Below are 16,425 nucleotides of genomic sequence, written 5' to 3' on the forward strand. Positions count from 1 at the left end.
ATAACCATATGCTTTGAAGCCTATTCAGTCTCCTTATCCTCAAAAATCTCTAAAATATAATTTATTTCTTAATTAGTAAAATCGTCGCCATTGCTGCAATTCCTTCTTCACGACCTGTGAAGCCCAACTTCTCGGTTGTCGTTGCTTTCACATTTACTTGAGATGGATCAGCTTTCAGAAGCTCGGCAATTCGATTACGCATAGGTTCAATATATGGGGCCATCTTAGGGCGCTGTGCCATAATCGTACAATCCACATTTCCTAGTACGTAGCCCTTTTCCTCAACGATCTTCCAAATATACTCCAGCAACTTTGCGCTATCTGCATCTTTGAATGCCGGGTCTGTATCAGGGAAATGATGACCGATATCCCCCTCACCAATTGCTCCCAATGCTGCATCTGTTACTGTATGCAATAGCACGTCTGCATCCGAATGTCCCAGAAGCCCCTTATCATGGGGAATTTCAATCCCACCAATAATCAGTGGTCGATCCTCCGCGAATGCATGTACGTCAAAACCTTGTCCTACTCGAAACATAATACTCCTCCTAGTTGTTGCGTTGCCTTAGTATTGCTTCCCCAAATATCAAATCTTCTTTTGTTGTCATTTTTACATTTTCATAAGTACTTTCCACAATATGAACCTGATGTCCCAAGCGTTCAACAAGCATTGCTTCATCTGTTCCCAGGAAACCTTGCTCTTCCGCATGGTTCTCTGCCTGCTGCAGCAATTTAAAACGAAAGGCTTGCGGTGTTTGGATCATCCATAAACTCTCCCGGTCAACCGTTTCGACGATTACACCATCTCGTACTTTTTTCATTGTATCTTTTGCTCTAACGCCTGCAATGGCAGCCCCCTTTTCCTGGGCTGCTCCTACCAAACGTGAAATGATTGGTTTTGTTATAAATGGCCTTGCCGCATCATGCACTAACACAATTTCAACCTGCTGCATTGCTTTCATGCATGATTGGACTGAATGCTGACGTTCTTGACCGCCATTTGGCAGGCCCTTCACTTTCGTAATGTGATAACGCTCAAGCAAACCTTGAATGTATTCACGCTCTTCAGGCTTTACGGCAAGCCAAATCCCTGTACAATCTTCATCGCTTTGAAAAACTTCTAATGTATGGATTAGAATCGGCTTTTCATTAAGCTGTAAAAATAATTTATTTTGACCAGCTCCCATTCGTTTTCCGCTTCCTGCTGCCGGGAGCACTACTTCATATTGCACAAATTCACTTCCCACTCTTTAAAAACCGCATTTTGTTCATAATAGGCAGCTTTAATCCTTCATTTTTTTAACCTCAAAAATGAGCGCAAGCTTTGGTGTTTCCCTATCCTTTTATGCTGCCTGCTCATCTTTGGGTTTGGCAAATATCATGCGACCGGCCGATGTTTGCAGAACACTTGTCACCGTTACGGTAATCGCTTGCCCAATAAAGCTCCGGCCGCCCTCTACAACAATCATCGTGCCGTCATCCAAATAGGCGACACCCTGATTTTGTTCTTTTCCATCTTTTATAACAACTACCTGCATATCTTCACCAGGGATGACAACTGGCTTCACGGCATTTGCCAAATCGTTGATATTCAATACTTGGACATGATGGAGATCACAAACCTTATTCAAATTAAAATCGTTCGTTAAAATTTGGGCACCCATTTTCTTCGCAAGGCGTACTAGCTTTAGATCAACCTCTTGTACATCCTCAAAATCCTCTTCCGAAATTTGTACAGTAGTGACACGTTCGTCCTGCAGTTTTTTCAACATATCCAACCCTCGACGCCCACGAGTACGCTTTAACGTATCCGAGGAATCGGCGATATGCTGAAGCTCCGTTAGAACAAACTGGGGAACAATCAGCACCCCTTCAATAAACCCTGTAGATGAAATATCAGCAATTCGCCCGTCAATAATGACGCTCGTATCCAACAACTTGTAAAGTTGCTTCTCCTCTGTTTGAGAAGGTGCCGAATCGATTGACTTCTTCTTTTGCGATGTTTGGGATTTTGAAAACATTTGACCTAGTTCCTCGCGCTTTGTAAAGCCTACACGGAAACCTAGATATCCAAGTAAAATGGATAGCATCATTGGTAGAAACTCAGTAATGATGGGGATTTGAATTCGTTCGATGGCAAATCCGATTAGAAAAGCAACCATTAAACCTACAATTAGCCCAAGAGATCCAAATAACAGGTCTGCTGCCGGAATTTTAAATAATATACCTTCCATCCAGACAATTAGCTTTACAAAATAATCTGATAAAGCAAATGATAAAACAAATAACAAAATTGCACCTAATGCTACCGATACATACGGATTGTTAAGCCAGGGATTAGATGATAAATTAATAAACTCGTATAATGGCGGTAAGAAAACAAAACCTAACGCTCCTCCGATAAATAAGAAAGCAATTTGTATTACTCTTTTCAACATACTTCCCACCTCCTTTTCTTATTAACAATTATACATAGTTCACCTACTGTTTTCGCTAAAAAACACTTCATTAATTTTAAAATTAAGGGAAATTATTCTTTGGCGTATAAAATAACATATGTTCTATTTCTACCCAAAATTAAAAGGAAAAATGCCCATACAACAAAAATGATTGTATAGGCACTGTTCTTGGATACTTTTTAGGCAATATCCCTCATTATAAATCGTTAAAGCAAGCTCTTAATGCCTCATTTATCGTTTCAATGCCAACCACTTGAATACCGCTTGGATAATCCCATCCACCTTGATTCGAAGCAGGGATAAAGGCACGTTTAAATCCTAGTCGCGCCGCCTCCTGAACTCGCTGCTCAATTCTTGATACTCGACGAACTTCCCCTGTTAAACCGACTTCCCCTATAAAGCAATCCGTCGATTTGACTGCCTGATCCTTAAAACTGGACACAATGGAAGTCAAAACCGCCAAGTCAATGGCAGGCTCATCAAGCTTTACACCACCAGCTACTTTGATATAGGCATCCTGGGCTTGCAGCAGCAGTCCCATCCGTTTTTCCAACACAGCCATTAAAAGCTGAACGCGATTTTGGTCTACTCCTGTAGACATTCGTTTCGGATAATTAAAACTTGTTGGAGTTACCAATGATTGAATTTCAACCAGTATAGGTCTTGTTCCTTCCATCGAGGCTACAATGGTAGAGCCTGCTGCATCATAGGAACGCTCCTCTAAAAATAATTCAGATGGATTGGATACTTCTTTTAAACCAGCCTGTACCATTTCGAAAATGGCAATTTCATTTGTTGAACCAAAACGGTTTTTTACACTTCGTAAAATTCGGTACGTATGATGGCGTTCTCCTTCGAAATACAGAACAGTATCCACCATATGTTCCAATAAACGAGGACCAGCGATCTGCCCCTCTTTTGTCACGTGGCCGACCAGGAAAATAGCGATACCTTTTGTTTTCGCAATCCGCATTAACTCTGCCGTACATTCACGAACTTGAGAAACACTTCCTGGAGCACTTGTCACTTCCGGGTGGTGGATTGTTTGTATCGAGTCGATAATAACAAATTTCGGTGCGACTTCTTCGATTGTTTGGTTAATCAATTCCAGATTTGTTTCGGAATAAATATAGAGTTCCGGTGATTGCACGCCTAAACGGGAAGCTCGAAGTTTCGTTTGGCGCATCGATTCTTCTCCGGATATGTACAACATGCGATGTCCTTTATTGGACAAAAGGGCGGATACTTGCATGAGTAAAGTCGATTTACCAATCCCGGGATCTCCCCCAATTAAAACGAGCGAACCCGGAACGATTCCTCCCCCTAGCACGCGGTTAAGTTCATCCATTTCTGTTGGAATTCGCGGTTCATCCGAGGTTTCGATATTAATAATAGGCGTTGCTTTTTGTGAGATCGTATTGGAATGCTGGAAAGCACCGCGGGGCCCCTTTGAGATGACTTCCACTTCTTCCACCATGGTATTCCAGCCCCCGCAACCCGGGCAGCGTCCCATCCATTTTGGAGATTCATAGCCACATGAATTACAACAAAACTTTGATTTCTTTTTTGCCATCCTGACTCTCCTTTGATTTCTATTCTTTAGTTAATTGTACATGACAACCCTGTGAACCTCCTAATATAAGTAGCAGTCGATTAATTTTAAAAAACTTGTAAAGTAATTATAATTTGACTATAGGGATAACTATTTTAAATGCAGAATCATTGGCCAATTTAGTAAACGCAGCCTACTAAGCAAGCAGCAAAATAGTCCAGAATTTTCAGAAGGGTTTACTATTATGAGTGGGGCCTTAACATAACCCCGGAAAAAAACTTAGGCGTCCTGTTGCAAGTCCCATGACCAACGTTGTGTTGCCCCCCTAAACCGTTCATCATGGGATATCTATTAGAATTCTTTATCAGAAATTTATATGTACTATTTAACTCGCTGCAATCCACATTATAAAAACAAAGCGGCTGACCGACAAATCAGCCAACCGCTTTATATGATTATTTAGTTAGCACTGTACTTTTAGGCAGTACAATGAATTCATTGTCCACATAGTCGATAACGACACTTTGACCTGTGCTGATTGTCCCTTTTAGAACTTCCTCGGATAGACGGTCCTCAACATGTTTTTGCAGAGAACGGCGTAATGGACGTGCACCATATTGCGGATCGTATCCTTCGTCGGCAATTTTCTCAAGCGCAGCTTCTGTAAGCTCCAGCTCGATGTTTTGCTCTCTTAGACGGTTTGTTAAAGATTTGGCCATCAATGCGATGATTTGTTTTAAATCATCTTTTTCAAGTGAATGGAACACGATCATTTCATCGATTCGGTTTAAGAACTCCGGACGGAATGCCTTTTTCAACTCTTCAAGCATTGTGCCCTTCATATCTTTGTACTTCGACGATGCTGTATTCGCTACACCAAATCCTAGGGATTTTTGGTATTTCAGTGCATCTGCCCCAACGTTTGAAGTCATGATTACGACTGTATTACGGAAATCTACAGTACGGCCTTTGGAATCTGTTAAACGGCCATCATCCAATACCTGCAGCAAAATATTGAACACATCTGGATGTGCTTTTTCGATTTCATCGAGTAATACAACAGAGTATGGTTTGCGACGAACTTTTTCAGTTAATTGGCCGCCTTCATCAAACCCTACATATCCCGGTGGTGAACCCACTAAACGCGAAGTTGAGTGTTTTTCCATGTACTCGGACATATCGATACGAATCATTGCGTCCTCATCACCGAACATTACCTCAGCAAGTGCACGGGCAAGTTCTGTTTTACCAACCCCGGTTGGCCCCAGGAAGATGAATGAACCGATTGGGCGTTTTGGATCTTTTAGGCCAGCACGAGCACGGCGGATCGCACGGGAAATCGCTTCTACTGCTTCACCTTGACCAACTACGCGTTTGTGCAATTCCTCTTCAAGGTTAAGAAGTTTAGCTGATTCTTCTTGCGCGATTTTTGAAACAGGAATTCCAGTCCACATTGAAACTACCATTGCGATGTCTTCAACAGTCACTTCAGACTCTTCTTTTCCTTGTTTCTCTTTCCACGTTTTCTTTGTTGACTCTAATTCATCTTTTATTTTTTGTTCCGTATCTCTTAATGCTGCCGCTTTTTCAAACTCTTGGCTTGAGACAGCCGCATTTTTCTCGGAGCGAACACCTTCCAATTTATCTTCTAACGCTTTTAGATTTGGTGGAACCGTGAATGAACGCAAGCGTACTTTTGAGCCTGCTTCGTCAATCAAGTCAATCGCTTTATCCGGTAGGAAACGATCGGAAATGTAGCGATCCGATAATTTCGCTGCCGCTTCAACCGCTTCATCCGTAATTTTCACACGATGATGCGCCTCATATCGGTCACGTAAACCATTAATGATCTGGATTGTTTCATCAACAGATGGTTCATCTACTTGAATTGGTTGGAAACGACGCTCTAAAGCAGCATCTTTTTCAATGTATTTACGATACTCATCTAATGTTGTTGCACCAATACATTGGAGTTCTCCACGAGCTAATGATGGTTTTAGGATGTTGGAAGCATCAATTGCTCCTTCTGCACCACCTGCACCGATTAATGTGTGAAGTTCGTCAATGAATAGAATAACATTACCAGCCTGGCGAATTTCATCCATCACTTTCTTCAAGCGATCTTCAAACTCACCACGGTATTTTGTTCCTGCAACAACTGTACCCATATCCAAAGTCATAACGCGTTTATCACGCAGAGTTTCAGGTACTTCATTGTTTACGATTTGCTGTGCTAATCCTTCTGCAATTGCCGTTTTACCAACACCTGGCTCACCAATCAAGACAGGGTTGTTTTTTGTACGGCGTGAAAGCACCTCGATTACACGAGTAATTTCTTTACTGCGTCCAATTACAGGGTCTAAGGAACCTTCACGAGCAATCGCTGTTAGGTCACGAGCCAAGCCATCCAATGTTGGCGTGTTAACAGATTGAGTAGGGTTGCTCGCATTTTGAGCCGCATCATTGTTCCCAAGCAATAAAAGAACTTGTTGGCGCGCCTTGTTTAAGCTTACACCCGCGTTTGCTAATACACGAGCTGCAACTCCTTCACCTTCACGGATTAAAGCAAGTAAGATATGCTCTGTGCCGATATAGGCATGGCCAAGCTTTCTGGATTCGTCCACTGATAATTCAATGACTTTTTTCGCTCTTGGAGTATAGTGAACAATCGGACCAACATCCTTTGCACCTTTTCCAACCAGCTCTTCAATTCCAGATTCGATAATTTGTGGGCTCACATCGATTGCTTCCAAGGCTTTCGCTGCAATTCCACCGCCTTCGCGAATAAGGCCAAGTAAAATATGCTCTGTCCCAATGGACTCGTGTTTCCAGCGAATTGCTTCTTCTTGTGCTAATTGCAGTACTTTTTGTGCACGTTGAGTAAAACGGTTAAACATCATATCTTTCCTCTCCTTTATCATTTAACTTGTGATTATTCAAATTTAGCTTTTCACGCAGCAGTTTTGCTCTATACATATCTCGTTCGCCGGCTTGAAGGGTTGTACCTGCATATTGCTGTACAAATCCCGGTTGAATTAGAATCATGCATTCATTCAAGACATTTAGCGGAACTTCTCTAATGATGCCCATATCCACTCCAAGCCGAACATTGGATAGACAAGCAGCAGCTTCTTCGCTCGTCATGATCCGCGCATATTTCAGCGTGCCTAACGAACGATTAAAGCGGTCTTCTAATATTATTCGAGAATTTTTTAATAATGCCTCCCGAGCACCGCGTTCGTTTTTGATAATTTGCAGCGCGACCTCTTGCAAATCCTTTAAAATCTCCTCTTCCGACTTGCCTAAAGTTACTTGATTGGAGATTTGATAAATATTTCCTAAATTTTCACTGCCTTCTCCGTATATACCCCTTACCACCATTCCTAATCGCGCAAGCATCTGGGTAACAATTTTTATCTGCTTAGACATCGTCAGGGCCGGTAAATGCATCATCACTGATGCGCGGAGTCCTGTTCCAACATTCGTTGGGCAGCTTGTTAGGTAACCAAATGACTCATTAAATGCATAAGGTAAATGTTCTTCTAACTTGCTATCCAGTTTAAAGGCATTGGCATAGGTTTCTGCAAGCTGGAGCCCCGGTGCCAGGCACTGAATCCTTAGGTGATCTTCTTCGTTAACCATTATGCTTATTGTTTCATCATTCGATAAATGAACGGAAGCAGATTTCTCCTTTTTGGCTAAAAGCGGACTGATCAAATGTTTTTCAACGAGCACTTGCCGTTGCAGAGCAGGCATTTCCTTTACGGTGAAATGTGAAAACTTTAGAGCATCACTCTCAATGGACTGTAATGCTTCCTCAATCATTCCATCAACTTGATGTGCCTCATTTTCTGTAAAGCTCAGAGGGAATCGATATCCCTTCAAGTTTCTGGCCAATCGAATGCGCGTACTCAAGACAATATCTGTCTCAAGTCCTTTTACATCCATCCAGCCTGGTGCCTCACTTTTCAAGAAATGTTCTAGATTCATGGCGCATCCACACCCCCACGTTCCAGCTTACGCTCCATCTCCCGAATCTCGTCACGCAATTCTGCGGCATCTTCAAATCGTTCCTCATGAATGGCTAGTTGCAGTTGTTCACGAGTAGACTCGATTTGCTTTTTGATCCACTCGTTATTAGATTTCAGTTTACCGGGGGCTTTCCCACTATGTGTTGTCCCTGCTTGTATTTTTGAGAGAACTAGTGGCAGTTGTTTTCCAAAGGTTTCATAACATTGTGGACAGCCAAGTTTCCCTTCATTCAAGAATTTACGAAACGTGAATCCACAAGTCGGACATTCAGCACTTTTTTTAGTTGTTGATGGTGCCTTTTCCTGTGTCCCGCTATTCCAAACGGGTAATCCAAATAAGTTAGAAACAAGTTGATGAATGGGAATCTGTTCTTCTTTATGAAAATCTAAATTAAAAGGATGAAAATTTTGTGCACATACCTCACAGTAATGTTTTTCGCTTTTTTGGCCATTAACTACTTGTGTAACTGTTACGGTTGCTTGCCGCTCTTGACAGTGTTCACAAATCATGACCTCACCCCTTTTTTAAAAATGTATTAATAAATATAAAATTATCGTGAGCTTTAAAGGTAAGCTCTGTAGTTATTTATCATATTTCAATGTGGTTAGCATCGAATTTAGTATATAGGCCCTTAACTCATCTCTTATCGGTAATTCTAATCGGAGTGTGGACCTATCGATTGCAGCAAGCATCAGTTTCGCTTCACGTTTTGAAATAACTTGTTCATCGATTAAACGATAAATAATATCTTCTGCCATTGCCTGTGTTGCACCCTGGTGAATTTGACTAATCATATCCTCTAGCAAATCAAGTTTTGAGTGTGCTTTAACACGCAAGATCCGGATATATCCACCGCCTCCCCGCTTACTTTCAACAAGATAACCTCTTTCAACAGTGAACCTTGTATTGATTACATAATTGATTTGGGAAGGGACGCACTGGAACTTATCTGCCAACTCACTTCGTTTGATTTCAATATGTCCTTGACCACCTAATTCGATAACTTGTTTCAAATAACCTTCAATGATGTCCGATATATTTTTCATTTTTATTCCTCACCCCAATCGCTTACTGACTTTGACTATCTTTGACTATATTATATAAACATCAAACCCAAATTGCAAATCAAATGCCCAGGTTAATTTTAAATAAAAAGAGGCAGCCTCACTTTAAATTGAGACCACCTCTTTTACATACCCATTAAAAAAACTTTGTATTAAGAAATAGCCCAAAAAGCATGAAATAATTACTTTTGGTTCATTTCTTAGTATGATGTTACTTTACTTAATCTAAACCCTAATTTTTTACAAATTCCTTATACCCATCGACCAACGATCGGATAATTCCATTTTTCATTGACTAAAGCCTTTACAATACCGATAATTGGCACAACAACTGTCATAATCGCGAAAACAATCAAGAACGGAATACCAATTAAAAATGCGCTAAAGAAGCTTGAAATTACAATTAATACCCACATCACGGCTTGGAACAATAACGCTTGAATCGATAGCCGTTTAATTTCCTCTTCACTACTTAATAAAAAGAACAAAATTGGTACTAGAACGGGTAGAAAAAATGCACTTGCATGAATAATTACCTTTCCCCATTTCGTTTCCATCTATCTATCAACCTTTCTTTTAACATACTATTTTTTTGTATAATACGTTTACGGTTAAAACCAAAAATGGTTTCAAATTTCCCTTTTTAGTTCAATTAAATGAAGGCAAAAGAAAAACCCGTACTAAAATGACGGGCTTAATTACTTAAAAGATTTTTTCTTCGGTTCCACTGGCTTCGGATCGGGCTTTTCTTCATTGTCATGCGGGAATAGAATATAAGCAATGAAGCCTGAGAAAATAGTGGCAATAACTACGAGCAATACACCATCCCTTGTTGAAACCTCCGGAAAATAATTTCTTAACATTAATATCGCTCCCACAGCTACTATCACCATTGAGGGAATAACAAATTTAAATCTGCGTTTCTCCATTCTTTAACTTCCTTTACTTTATATTAATCTATTTTCACAGTATTCTTTCCTTGTTATCTGAACACCTCGTATTTTACAGGGGTTAAACCTAAAATACAAATTGAGGTAGACGGAATAATTGCAGCATCCTATTTTCTAAAGTAGTCTCACATCTTTTTTGACATATATATATATGTTTAATGTATCATATATGTAAAATAGTATTCCATATAATAGTAGAACGGAGAATATAATGTCCATTTTCAAAAAAAGCCCACAAAGGCGAAATATGCAGTATTTCGAAATAGAAAAATACATAGATGATGTTCAATTAAATTTATCGAATCACCCAGTGTTGCAAAATCAAATTCAGCTAATCAATTTAACAAAGGAAGACTTGGCGATATTAAAACAGTTGAAGCCATTAACGGAACAATTTATTCCTGAAATGGTCAATCAATTTTATGATGTCCTGATGAAGAGCCATCACCTAATGGGCATTATTAATCAGCATTCGAAAATTGAACGACTAAAGGCTACGTTGACAAGACATTTATCCGAAATTTTCGAAAGCAAGATCAACGATGATTATATTAAACAGAGAAATACAATCGCAGCCACTCATGTCCGCATTGGTTTGGAGTCGGAGTGGTATTTAAGCTCGTTCCAATCCTTAACAACCGCATTTAATCATTATATTAATGAGCTGGATATTTCAAAAAGCGATTCACTAAAGGCCATCAATGCTTTCTCTAAAATTATTAATCTTGAACAACAGCTAGTTATCCAGGCCTACGAAGCTGAACAGCAACGCATTCGTATGGAAGATGAAGCAGTCAAAAATGCAATCACTTCCACGGTTCAAAATACTGCAGAGGAATTGAACGCGATTAGTCAAGAAACGACTGCCTCTTTATACGGGATTTCTTCTCAATCCGGAAATATTGCATCTGCCACAAAACAAGGATTGGATTTTGTAGCTGATACAGAAGATAAATCAAAGCTCGGAAAAACTCAATTGGAGACCCAAACTCAATTAATGCACGTCATCCTGGAAAGTGTGAATATGCTCGAAAATTCTATGGGCAACTTGCGTATATCTTCCCAAAAAATTTCCGAAATTGTCGCACTCGTTACCGGTATTGCGGATCAAACAAATTTATTGGCATTGAATGCATCAATCGAAGCAGCACGTGCCGGAGAGCATGGGAAGGGCTTTGCGGTAGTGGCAGAGGAAGTACGTAAATTAGCCGAAGAAACGAAAAGTGCAGTTCAAAACGTCTCTCATTTAATCCATGAAACAGAGTCAAATATTGAAAGTATGACTGCCTCGGTCAATAACGTAGATATGCAAGTACAGAGAAGTGTACAAACGCAAAAGAGTTTGGAAGAATCCTTTAACTCTATTGCAAAAGCAGTCTCCGGCATCAAGGAACAATATACCAGTACATCAACAGACATCACAGAAATCTCCAAATTGATAACTGAATTAACGGATAGCGCCTCACAAGTATCATCTTCTTCAGACTCATTGCTTCATGTCATTCATGAGTTAACTGAATAGAAACTTTCTAAGCCAGAATAAAAAACCAATTAAAAAGAACCTTCTTTATTTCAAAACGAAATCTAGGAAGGTTCTCTCTTTTATTCGAGGTTTTCTAATAGTCTCCTACGTACCTGTGTACTTTCCCTTTTGGCTCTACGCAATTCCCTTCGTGTTGACCCGGTTTCAAAAAGCTGACGCTCCCGCTCTGTTTCAGGATAGACTTTTGGCACTTCAATCGGCCTTCCGGATTCATCAACGGCCACCATTGTCACAAATGATTCCGTAGTAAGTTTTAGTTCACCCGTCTTAATGTTGCGCGCCATCACACGGACGTAGACCTCCATTGAAGAGTGGCCCGTCGATGTAACTAGGGCCTCTAATTCCAGGATATCCCCTTCGTAAGCAGGAGATATGAAATCAACGGAATCAAATGAAGCAGTAACTACCTCTGATTTGGCATGCTTCATAGAGGTAACAGCTGCAATCTCATCAATATAAGCTAATACTTTTCCGCCGAAAATGGAGTGATGGTGATTGGTATCCGGCGGTAATACAAGGTGTGTCTGAAAAGAACGAGAATAACTTATCGGCACTGCATTTGTCATTTAGATCCTCCACTACTTCCCTGGTGATACGAAAATTATAATATCTGACTTAAAGCTATTGTATCACTGTTATGTAGTTCTCACTCTTATTAATTAAAAAAATCGAATACATCTGAAATTCCCGATGGAAAAAAGGGACCAATATCAAAAACAAATTCCACAAGATCAAACAGTCCAACTATATTGGTTAGCGAAGTAATATCAATTAGATCTTGAACTTTAAGTACATCTTGGACAACTTTTTGAATTGCCACAATTAACGTATAGTCCTTTGCATTTCTGAAAATCTTCTCTTTCATCAAATGATTATATAAAGAAATGATATCATCCATTTTCGACTCATCCGTTGCGGCTAAAGCCAGTACCCCCAAGTATGGATAATGGAGTTTTTTAACTTTTACTCCCCGTTCTATTAGTTCCTCCCTTAGCTTCACCACATACTCCAGCAATAACTTATTATAATTTGAACTATAGAGCGTCAAGATTTGAGCCAACGCTTGAAGGTGGTTGCCCATTGTAAGGTGGTTTTTCCTCAAGGTGCTATAGTAAAGCATAATGGTATCCGCTTGATTCTTTGGCTGCTCATTCGGATTCCTAGTTAAAAAAACAACATAGGGAAGATCTTCTTTGGTTGTTAAGATGCGTTGATTACGGTTCATTTCATCAAACAAGCTTCTCGCTCTTTGTGCATGTTCTAAATCATTTTGTTGTAAAAACAGTGCACCGATTATACGATGTGCCGACTTTTTGAACTTAACCGTTCCTAATGTGGCATCATTCGCTATAATTCTTTGAACCTCCTTGTTCATATCCTCCTGTCCAAGGAGATGATAGGCAAGTTTATAACTTGTTTTGGATTCTAATTGTACCGGCAAAGCTTTTTCTCCATTGCTTTGAATCTGTTCCAGTACTTTTTCCAAAGCAACACCACTGAATTGCCGTTTAGCCAATGTATATTTACATGCCAGTGAAAGCATTAACTGGAGATCATGGCCACCGGTGTAATTAAAGATTCGGTTATAATTATCCAGGAATTTCTCTATAAATTGTTCATCGTTCATAAAATTCACTCCCTTAGTTTTCTACGCTCTCCGGAGTAAATAGTTTCAAAAAGAAAAGCCTTTCGCCAGAATACCTGGCAAAAAGCTTTTCACTGTACCTGAAGATTCGATTATTCAGTCGCTATCTAAGCTAATGGTAGACTGCTTCCGTTTTCAACTACCTCATAAAGCTGCCATCCTTCAGCTAGCTTAAGGATGCTAGTTCTTCATGGGTAAATGCTCGGGAGCGCGTAAGGAAACGCTTGCCTTCCACTCCCTCTAACGAAAACATTCCCCCACGGCCTTCTACTACATCAATAATTAGCTGTGTATGCTTCCAGTACTCAAACTGGCTTTTGTGCATATAGAACTTAGCACCGCCGATTTCACCAAGTAAGAAATCTGCATTCCCAAGGATTAAGTCTCCCTCTGGGTAACACATAGGCGAAGATCCATCACAACAGCCACCAGATTGATGAAACATAATCGGGCCGTGTTTCTCCTTTAACCTATCGATCAACTCAAGCGCGTCATTAGTAGCAGTTACACGTTCAACCACATGATTCCCCCTATACTAACTTATTAGAAGAATCCAAGTTTGCTAGGATTGTAGCTTACAAGCAGGTTTTTCGTTTGTTGATAGTGTTCCAGCATCATTTTGTGATTTTCACGTCCTACACCAGACATCTTGTATCCACCAAATGCTGCATGTGCCGGGTATGCGTGGTAGCAGTTCGTCCATACACGTCCAGCCTCAATCCCGCGACCAAAGCGGTAAGCCGTGTTCATGTCACGTGTCCAAACGCCCGCACCTAATCCGTAAAGTGTATCATTGGCAATTTCCAATGCTTCTTCTTTTGTTTTGAATGTTGTTACCGCCAGTACCGGACCAAAGATCTCTTCTTGGAAGATCCGCATGCTGTTGTCACCTTTAAATACAGTTGGCTGAATATAATAACCATCCGAAAGGTCACCTTCTAAAGCATTACGGTCCCCACCAGCCAGTACCTCTGCTCCTTCTTGTTTACCAATATCTAGATAAGACAGGATCTTCTCCATTTGCTCCGAAGAAACTTGTGCCCCCATCATTGTAGTAGGATCTAGTGGATTTCCAGTTTTAATCGCTTCTACACGCTTTAATGCACGCTCCATAAATCGATCGTAAATCGATTCTTGAATTAATGCACGTGATGGGCAAGTACATACTTCTCCTTGATTAAGAGCAAATAATACAAAGCCTTCAATTGCTTTATCCAAAAACTCATCGTCTGCATCCATCACATCTTCAAAGAAGATATTTGGTGATTTCCCACCTAATTCAAGTGTTACAGGGATAATATTTTGGGATGCATATTGCATAATTAAGCGACCCGTTGTTGTTTCACCTGTAAAGGCAATTTTGCCGATGCGTGGATTGGAAGCAAGCGGTTTTCCAGCCTCTAAACCAAACCCATTTACAATATTAAGTACACCTGGTGGCAGTAAATCTTCAATCAACTCCATAAGTACCATAATGGAAGTTGGTGTTTGCTCTGCCGGCTTTAACACAACACAGTTTCCAGCTGCCAGTGCTGGCGCTAGTTTCCACACTGCCATCAGTAAAGGGAAATTCCAAGGAATGATTTGTCCCACTACACCGATCGGCTCGTGGAAATGGTAGGCAACCGTGTCATTATCAATTTGGCTGAGTCCACCTTCTTGTGCGCGGATTGCTCCTGCAAAATATCGGAAGTGATCAATAGCAAGTGGTAAGTCAGCATTTAAGGTTTCGCGAACCGCTTTCCCATTTTCCCAAGTTTCAGCAACTGCTAACTTCTCCAAATTTTCTTCGATTCGATCAGCAATTTTATTTAAAATGATGGCACGTTCTGCAACAGATGTTTTACCCCAAGCCTCTTTTGCTTCATGTGCGGCGTCCAAAGCCAATTCAATATCTTCTTCAGTTGAACGAGCAACTTCTGTAAATACCTTTCCAGTAACAGGTGTCACATTTTCAAAGTATTGACCTCTAACAGGTGGTGTCCATTTACCGCCAATATAATTGTCATACTTATCTTTGAAATTAATTACTGCGCCTTCTGTGTTTGGAAATGCATAAGCCATAGTTAATACTGACATAATGATAGTCTCCCCTTTTCAACTATTAATCTTCCAATACCTTTTCACACCGAACTACCCCAATTTAAAAGGTATTTAGTAATATATATTCTTTTAGATTCGAGAATATATCTAAAATTCATGAGTTTTTGAAGAAAACTTTTCGACAAATACGATAACCTAGTAGAAACTCAAATAAGGCTTGAAAGAGAATCCGCTAGGAATGTTTCTGCCGAATGTCGTTAACAATAGTAGAGCCAATGAAAATAGATATTGTATACTTGACTTACTACAAAGTTATAGGAGAATTTATGCGAATTAATAAATTTTTAAGTGAGACGGGTGTTACTTCCCGCCGTGGTGCGGATAAATGGATTGAAGCAGGTCGAATTACGATTAATGGCGAGCTTGCTTCCATCGGGAGCCAAGTGAATGAAGGGGATGTGGTTTGTGTAGATGGCAAACCAGTACAAAAAGAAGAAGAGCTGGTCTATATTGCTCTAAATAAACCAGTTGGCATAACAAGTACGACGGAACAGCATGTGAAAGGGAATGTTGTTGATTTTGTTGGGCATTCCAAAAGAATCTTTCATATCGGGCGCCTCGATAAAGAGTCAGAAGGGCTGCTGCTTTTGACAAACGATGGGGATATCGTAAATGAAATCCTGCGTGCCGAAAACCACCATGAAAAAGAATACGTGGTCCAGGTGGATCGCCCAATTACGGATCAATTTTTGAAGAAAATGGCTTCGGGTGTGGAGATACTGGATACAAAAACCCTGCCTTGCAAGGTGGAAAAAGTATCCTCCCATGTATTTAAAATTATTCTGGAGCAAGGATTGAACCGTCAAATCCGACGCATGTGTTCAGCTCTTGACTACTCTGTAAAAAGATTGCAGCGCATTCGAATTATGAATATCCACCTTGGGAATCTAAAAGTAGGTCAGTGGCGAGACTTAACCGACAAAGAGAAAAAAGAATTATTTACACTATTGAATTATCAGCCAAAGAACTGATTTAAACTTAGTCCAATTCATTAATATAGTCTTACTAATAAAGATTCTAATATAGTTTTTCTTATGTGAGCGCTCTAAGCACACAAGCCGCAGAGCCACCTTGCAG

At 40.2% G+C, this 16,425-nt stretch carries 16 protein-coding genes; 2 read left to right on the forward strand and 14 right to left on the reverse strand.

Going from position 1 to position 16,425, the window contains the following annotated elements; genetic code table 11:
* Nucleotides 1-61: 61 nt before the first annotated feature.
* The 10 genes from ispF to QYB95_RS10950 all read right to left on the reverse strand — a co-directional run bounded on the left by ispF (nucleotide 62) and on the right by QYB95_RS10950 (nucleotide 10,036).
* Entirely contained in the window at nucleotides 62-538 is a 477-nt protein-coding gene (gene ispF / locus QYB95_RS10905; protein WP_301138358.1) for a 2-C-methyl-D-erythritol 2,4-cyclodiphosphate synthase, read from the reverse strand.
* 10 nt (nucleotides 539-548) lie between these two features.
* Nucleotides 549-1,232 carry a 2-C-methyl-D-erythritol 4-phosphate cytidylyltransferase gene (ispD, locus tag QYB95_RS10910; RefSeq protein WP_301138359.1) on the reverse strand — a complete coding sequence of 228 codons (684 nt, stop codon included), beginning with the start codon at nucleotides 1,230-1,232 and terminating at the stop codon, nucleotides 549-551.
* A 111-nt stretch (nucleotides 1,233-1,343) separates the two neighbouring features.
* Nucleotides 1,344-2,438 carry a PIN/TRAM domain-containing protein gene (locus QYB95_RS10915; protein ID WP_301138360.1) on the reverse strand — a complete coding sequence of 365 codons (1,095 nt, stop codon included), beginning with the start codon at nucleotides 2,436-2,438 and terminating at the stop codon, nucleotides 1,344-1,346.
* Nucleotides 2,439-2,655: 217 nt separating this feature from the next.
* Nucleotides 2,656-4,032 carry a DNA repair protein RadA gene (gene radA / locus QYB95_RS10920; protein ID WP_301138361.1) on the reverse strand — a complete coding sequence of 459 codons (1,377 nt, stop codon included), beginning with the start codon at nucleotides 4,030-4,032 and terminating at the stop codon, nucleotides 2,656-2,658.
* A 434-nt stretch (nucleotides 4,033-4,466) separates the two neighbouring features.
* Nucleotides 4,467-6,911 (reverse strand): ATP-dependent Clp protease ATP-binding subunit, encoded by a 2,445-nt coding sequence (locus tag QYB95_RS10925; RefSeq protein WP_301138362.1) that lies wholly within the window; start codon nucleotides 6,909-6,911, stop codon nucleotides 4,467-4,469.
* Nucleotides 6,901-8,001 (reverse strand): protein-arginine kinase McsB, encoded by a 1,101-nt coding sequence (gene mcsB / locus QYB95_RS10930; RefSeq protein WP_301138363.1) that lies wholly within the window; start codon nucleotides 7,999-8,001, stop codon nucleotides 6,901-6,903. Before mcsB ends, QYB95_RS10925 begins: the two co-directional genes overlap by 11 nt.
* Nucleotides 7,998-8,552 (reverse strand): UvrB/UvrC motif-containing protein, encoded by a 555-nt coding sequence (locus tag QYB95_RS10935; RefSeq protein ID WP_301138364.1) that lies wholly within the window; start codon nucleotides 8,550-8,552, stop codon nucleotides 7,998-8,000. Before QYB95_RS10935 ends, mcsB begins: the two co-directional genes overlap by 4 nt.
* Nucleotides 8,553-8,624: 72 nt before the next feature.
* Complete coding sequence (locus QYB95_RS10940; protein ID WP_301138365.1) at nucleotides 8,625-9,089, reverse strand: CtsR family transcriptional regulator; 465 nt, start codon at nucleotides 9,087-9,089, stop codon at nucleotides 8,625-8,627.
* 269 nt (nucleotides 9,090-9,358) lie between these two features.
* On the reverse strand, nucleotides 9,359-9,664 hold the full coding sequence (locus QYB95_RS10945; protein ID WP_301138366.1) for a DUF4870 domain-containing protein: 306 nt from the start codon (nucleotides 9,662-9,664) through the stop codon (nucleotides 9,359-9,361).
* A gap of 141 nt (nucleotides 9,665-9,805) precedes the next feature.
* Nucleotides 9,806-10,036: a hypothetical protein gene (locus QYB95_RS10950; RefSeq protein WP_301138367.1), complete on the reverse strand. Its 231-nt coding sequence runs from the start codon at nucleotides 10,034-10,036 to the stop codon at nucleotides 9,806-9,808.
* A 232-nt stretch (nucleotides 10,037-10,268) separates the two neighbouring features.
* Here QYB95_RS10950 and QYB95_RS10955 point away from each other — a divergent pair, with 232 nt between their 5' ends.
* Complete coding sequence (locus QYB95_RS10955; RefSeq protein WP_301138368.1) at nucleotides 10,269-11,579, forward strand: globin-coupled sensor protein; 1,311 nt, start codon at nucleotides 10,269-10,271, stop codon at nucleotides 11,577-11,579.
* Nucleotides 11,580-11,659: 80 nt separating this feature from the next.
* On the opposite strand, the gene QYB95_RS10960 is transcribed toward QYB95_RS10955, so the two are convergent.
* From QYB95_RS10960 to adh, 4 genes are all read right to left on the reverse strand, one after another.
* Entirely contained in the window at nucleotides 11,660-12,166 is a 507-nt protein-coding gene (locus QYB95_RS10960) for an acyl-CoA thioesterase (RefSeq protein ID WP_301138369.1), read from the reverse strand.
* Nucleotides 12,167-12,255: 89 nt separating this feature from the next.
* On the reverse strand, nucleotides 12,256-13,227 hold the full coding sequence (locus QYB95_RS10965) for a DUF4003 family protein (RefSeq protein WP_301138370.1): 972 nt from the start codon (nucleotides 13,225-13,227) through the stop codon (nucleotides 12,256-12,258).
* A gap of 184 nt (nucleotides 13,228-13,411) precedes the next feature.
* Entirely contained in the window at nucleotides 13,412-13,765 is a 354-nt protein-coding gene (locus tag QYB95_RS10970) for a DUF779 domain-containing protein (RefSeq protein ID WP_301138371.1), read from the reverse strand.
* Between the two features lie 23 nt (nucleotides 13,766-13,788).
* Entirely contained in the window at nucleotides 13,789-15,309 is a 1,521-nt protein-coding gene (adh, locus tag QYB95_RS10975) for an aldehyde dehydrogenase (RefSeq protein ID WP_301138468.1), read from the reverse strand.
* A 305-nt stretch (nucleotides 15,310-15,614) separates the two neighbouring features.
* Here adh and rluF point away from each other — a divergent pair, with 305 nt between their 5' ends.
* Nucleotides 15,615-16,319: a 23S rRNA pseudouridine(2604) synthase RluF gene (gene rluF, locus QYB95_RS10980; protein ID WP_301138372.1), complete on the forward strand. Its 705-nt coding sequence runs from the start codon at nucleotides 15,615-15,617 to the stop codon at nucleotides 16,317-16,319.
* Nucleotides 16,320-16,425: the final 106 nt, after the last annotated feature.

The sequence above is a fragment of the Ureibacillus aquaedulcis genome, assembly GCF_030418165.1.
GTDB lineage: Bacteria > Bacillota > Bacilli > Bacillales_A > Planococcaceae > Ureibacillus > Ureibacillus aquaedulcis.

What these genes read in the sequence shown, in the direction of transcription:
- ispF (WP_301138358.1), bottom strand. Translation starts at nt 538, where the DNA reads ATGTTTCGAGTAGGACAAGGTTTTGACGTACATGCATTCGCGGAGGAT.
- QYB95_RS10915 (WP_301138360.1), bottom strand. Translation starts at nt 2,438, where the DNA reads ATGTTGAAAAGAGTAATACAAATTGCTTTCTTATTTATCGGAGGAGCG.
- radA (WP_301138361.1), bottom strand. Translation starts at nt 4,032, where the DNA reads ATGGCAAAAAAGAAATCAAAGTTTTGTTGTAATTCATGTGGCTATGAA.
- QYB95_RS10925 (WP_301138362.1), bottom strand. Translation starts at nt 6,911, where the DNA reads ATGATGTTTAACCGTTTTACTCAACGTGCACAAAAAGTACTGCAATTA.
- mcsB (WP_301138363.1), bottom strand. Translation starts at nt 8,001, where the DNA reads ATGAATCTAGAACATTTCTTGAAAAGTGAGGCACCAGGCTGGATGGAT.
- QYB95_RS10935 (WP_301138364.1), bottom strand. Translation starts at nt 8,552, where the DNA reads ATGATTTGTGAACACTGTCAAGAGCGGCAAGCAACCGTAACAGTTACA.
- QYB95_RS10940 (WP_301138365.1), bottom strand. Translation starts at nt 9,089, where the DNA reads ATGAAAAATATATCGGACATCATTGAAGGTTATTTGAAACAAGTTATC.
- QYB95_RS10945 (WP_301138366.1), bottom strand. Translation starts at nt 9,664, where the DNA reads ATGGAAACGAAATGGGGAAAGGTAATTATTCATGCAAGTGCATTTTTT.
- QYB95_RS10950 (WP_301138367.1), bottom strand. Translation starts at nt 10,036, where the DNA reads ATGGAGAAACGCAGATTTAAATTTGTTATTCCCTCAATGGTGATAGTA.
- QYB95_RS10955 (WP_301138368.1), top strand. Translation starts at nt 10,269, where the DNA reads ATGTCCATTTTCAAAAAAAGCCCACAAAGGCGAAATATGCAGTATTTC.
- QYB95_RS10960 (WP_301138369.1), bottom strand. Translation starts at nt 12,166, where the DNA reads ATGACAAATGCAGTGCCGATAAGTTATTCTCGTTCTTTTCAGACACAC.
- QYB95_RS10965 (WP_301138370.1), bottom strand. Translation starts at nt 13,227, where the DNA reads ATGAACGATGAACAATTTATAGAGAAATTCCTGGATAATTATAACCGA.
- adh (WP_301138468.1), bottom strand. Translation starts at nt 15,309, where the DNA reads ATGGCTTATGCATTTCCAAACACAGAAGGCGCAGTAATTAATTTCAAA.
- rluF (WP_301138372.1), top strand. Translation starts at nt 15,615, where the DNA reads ATGCGAATTAATAAATTTTTAAGTGAGACGGGTGTTACTTCCCGCCGT.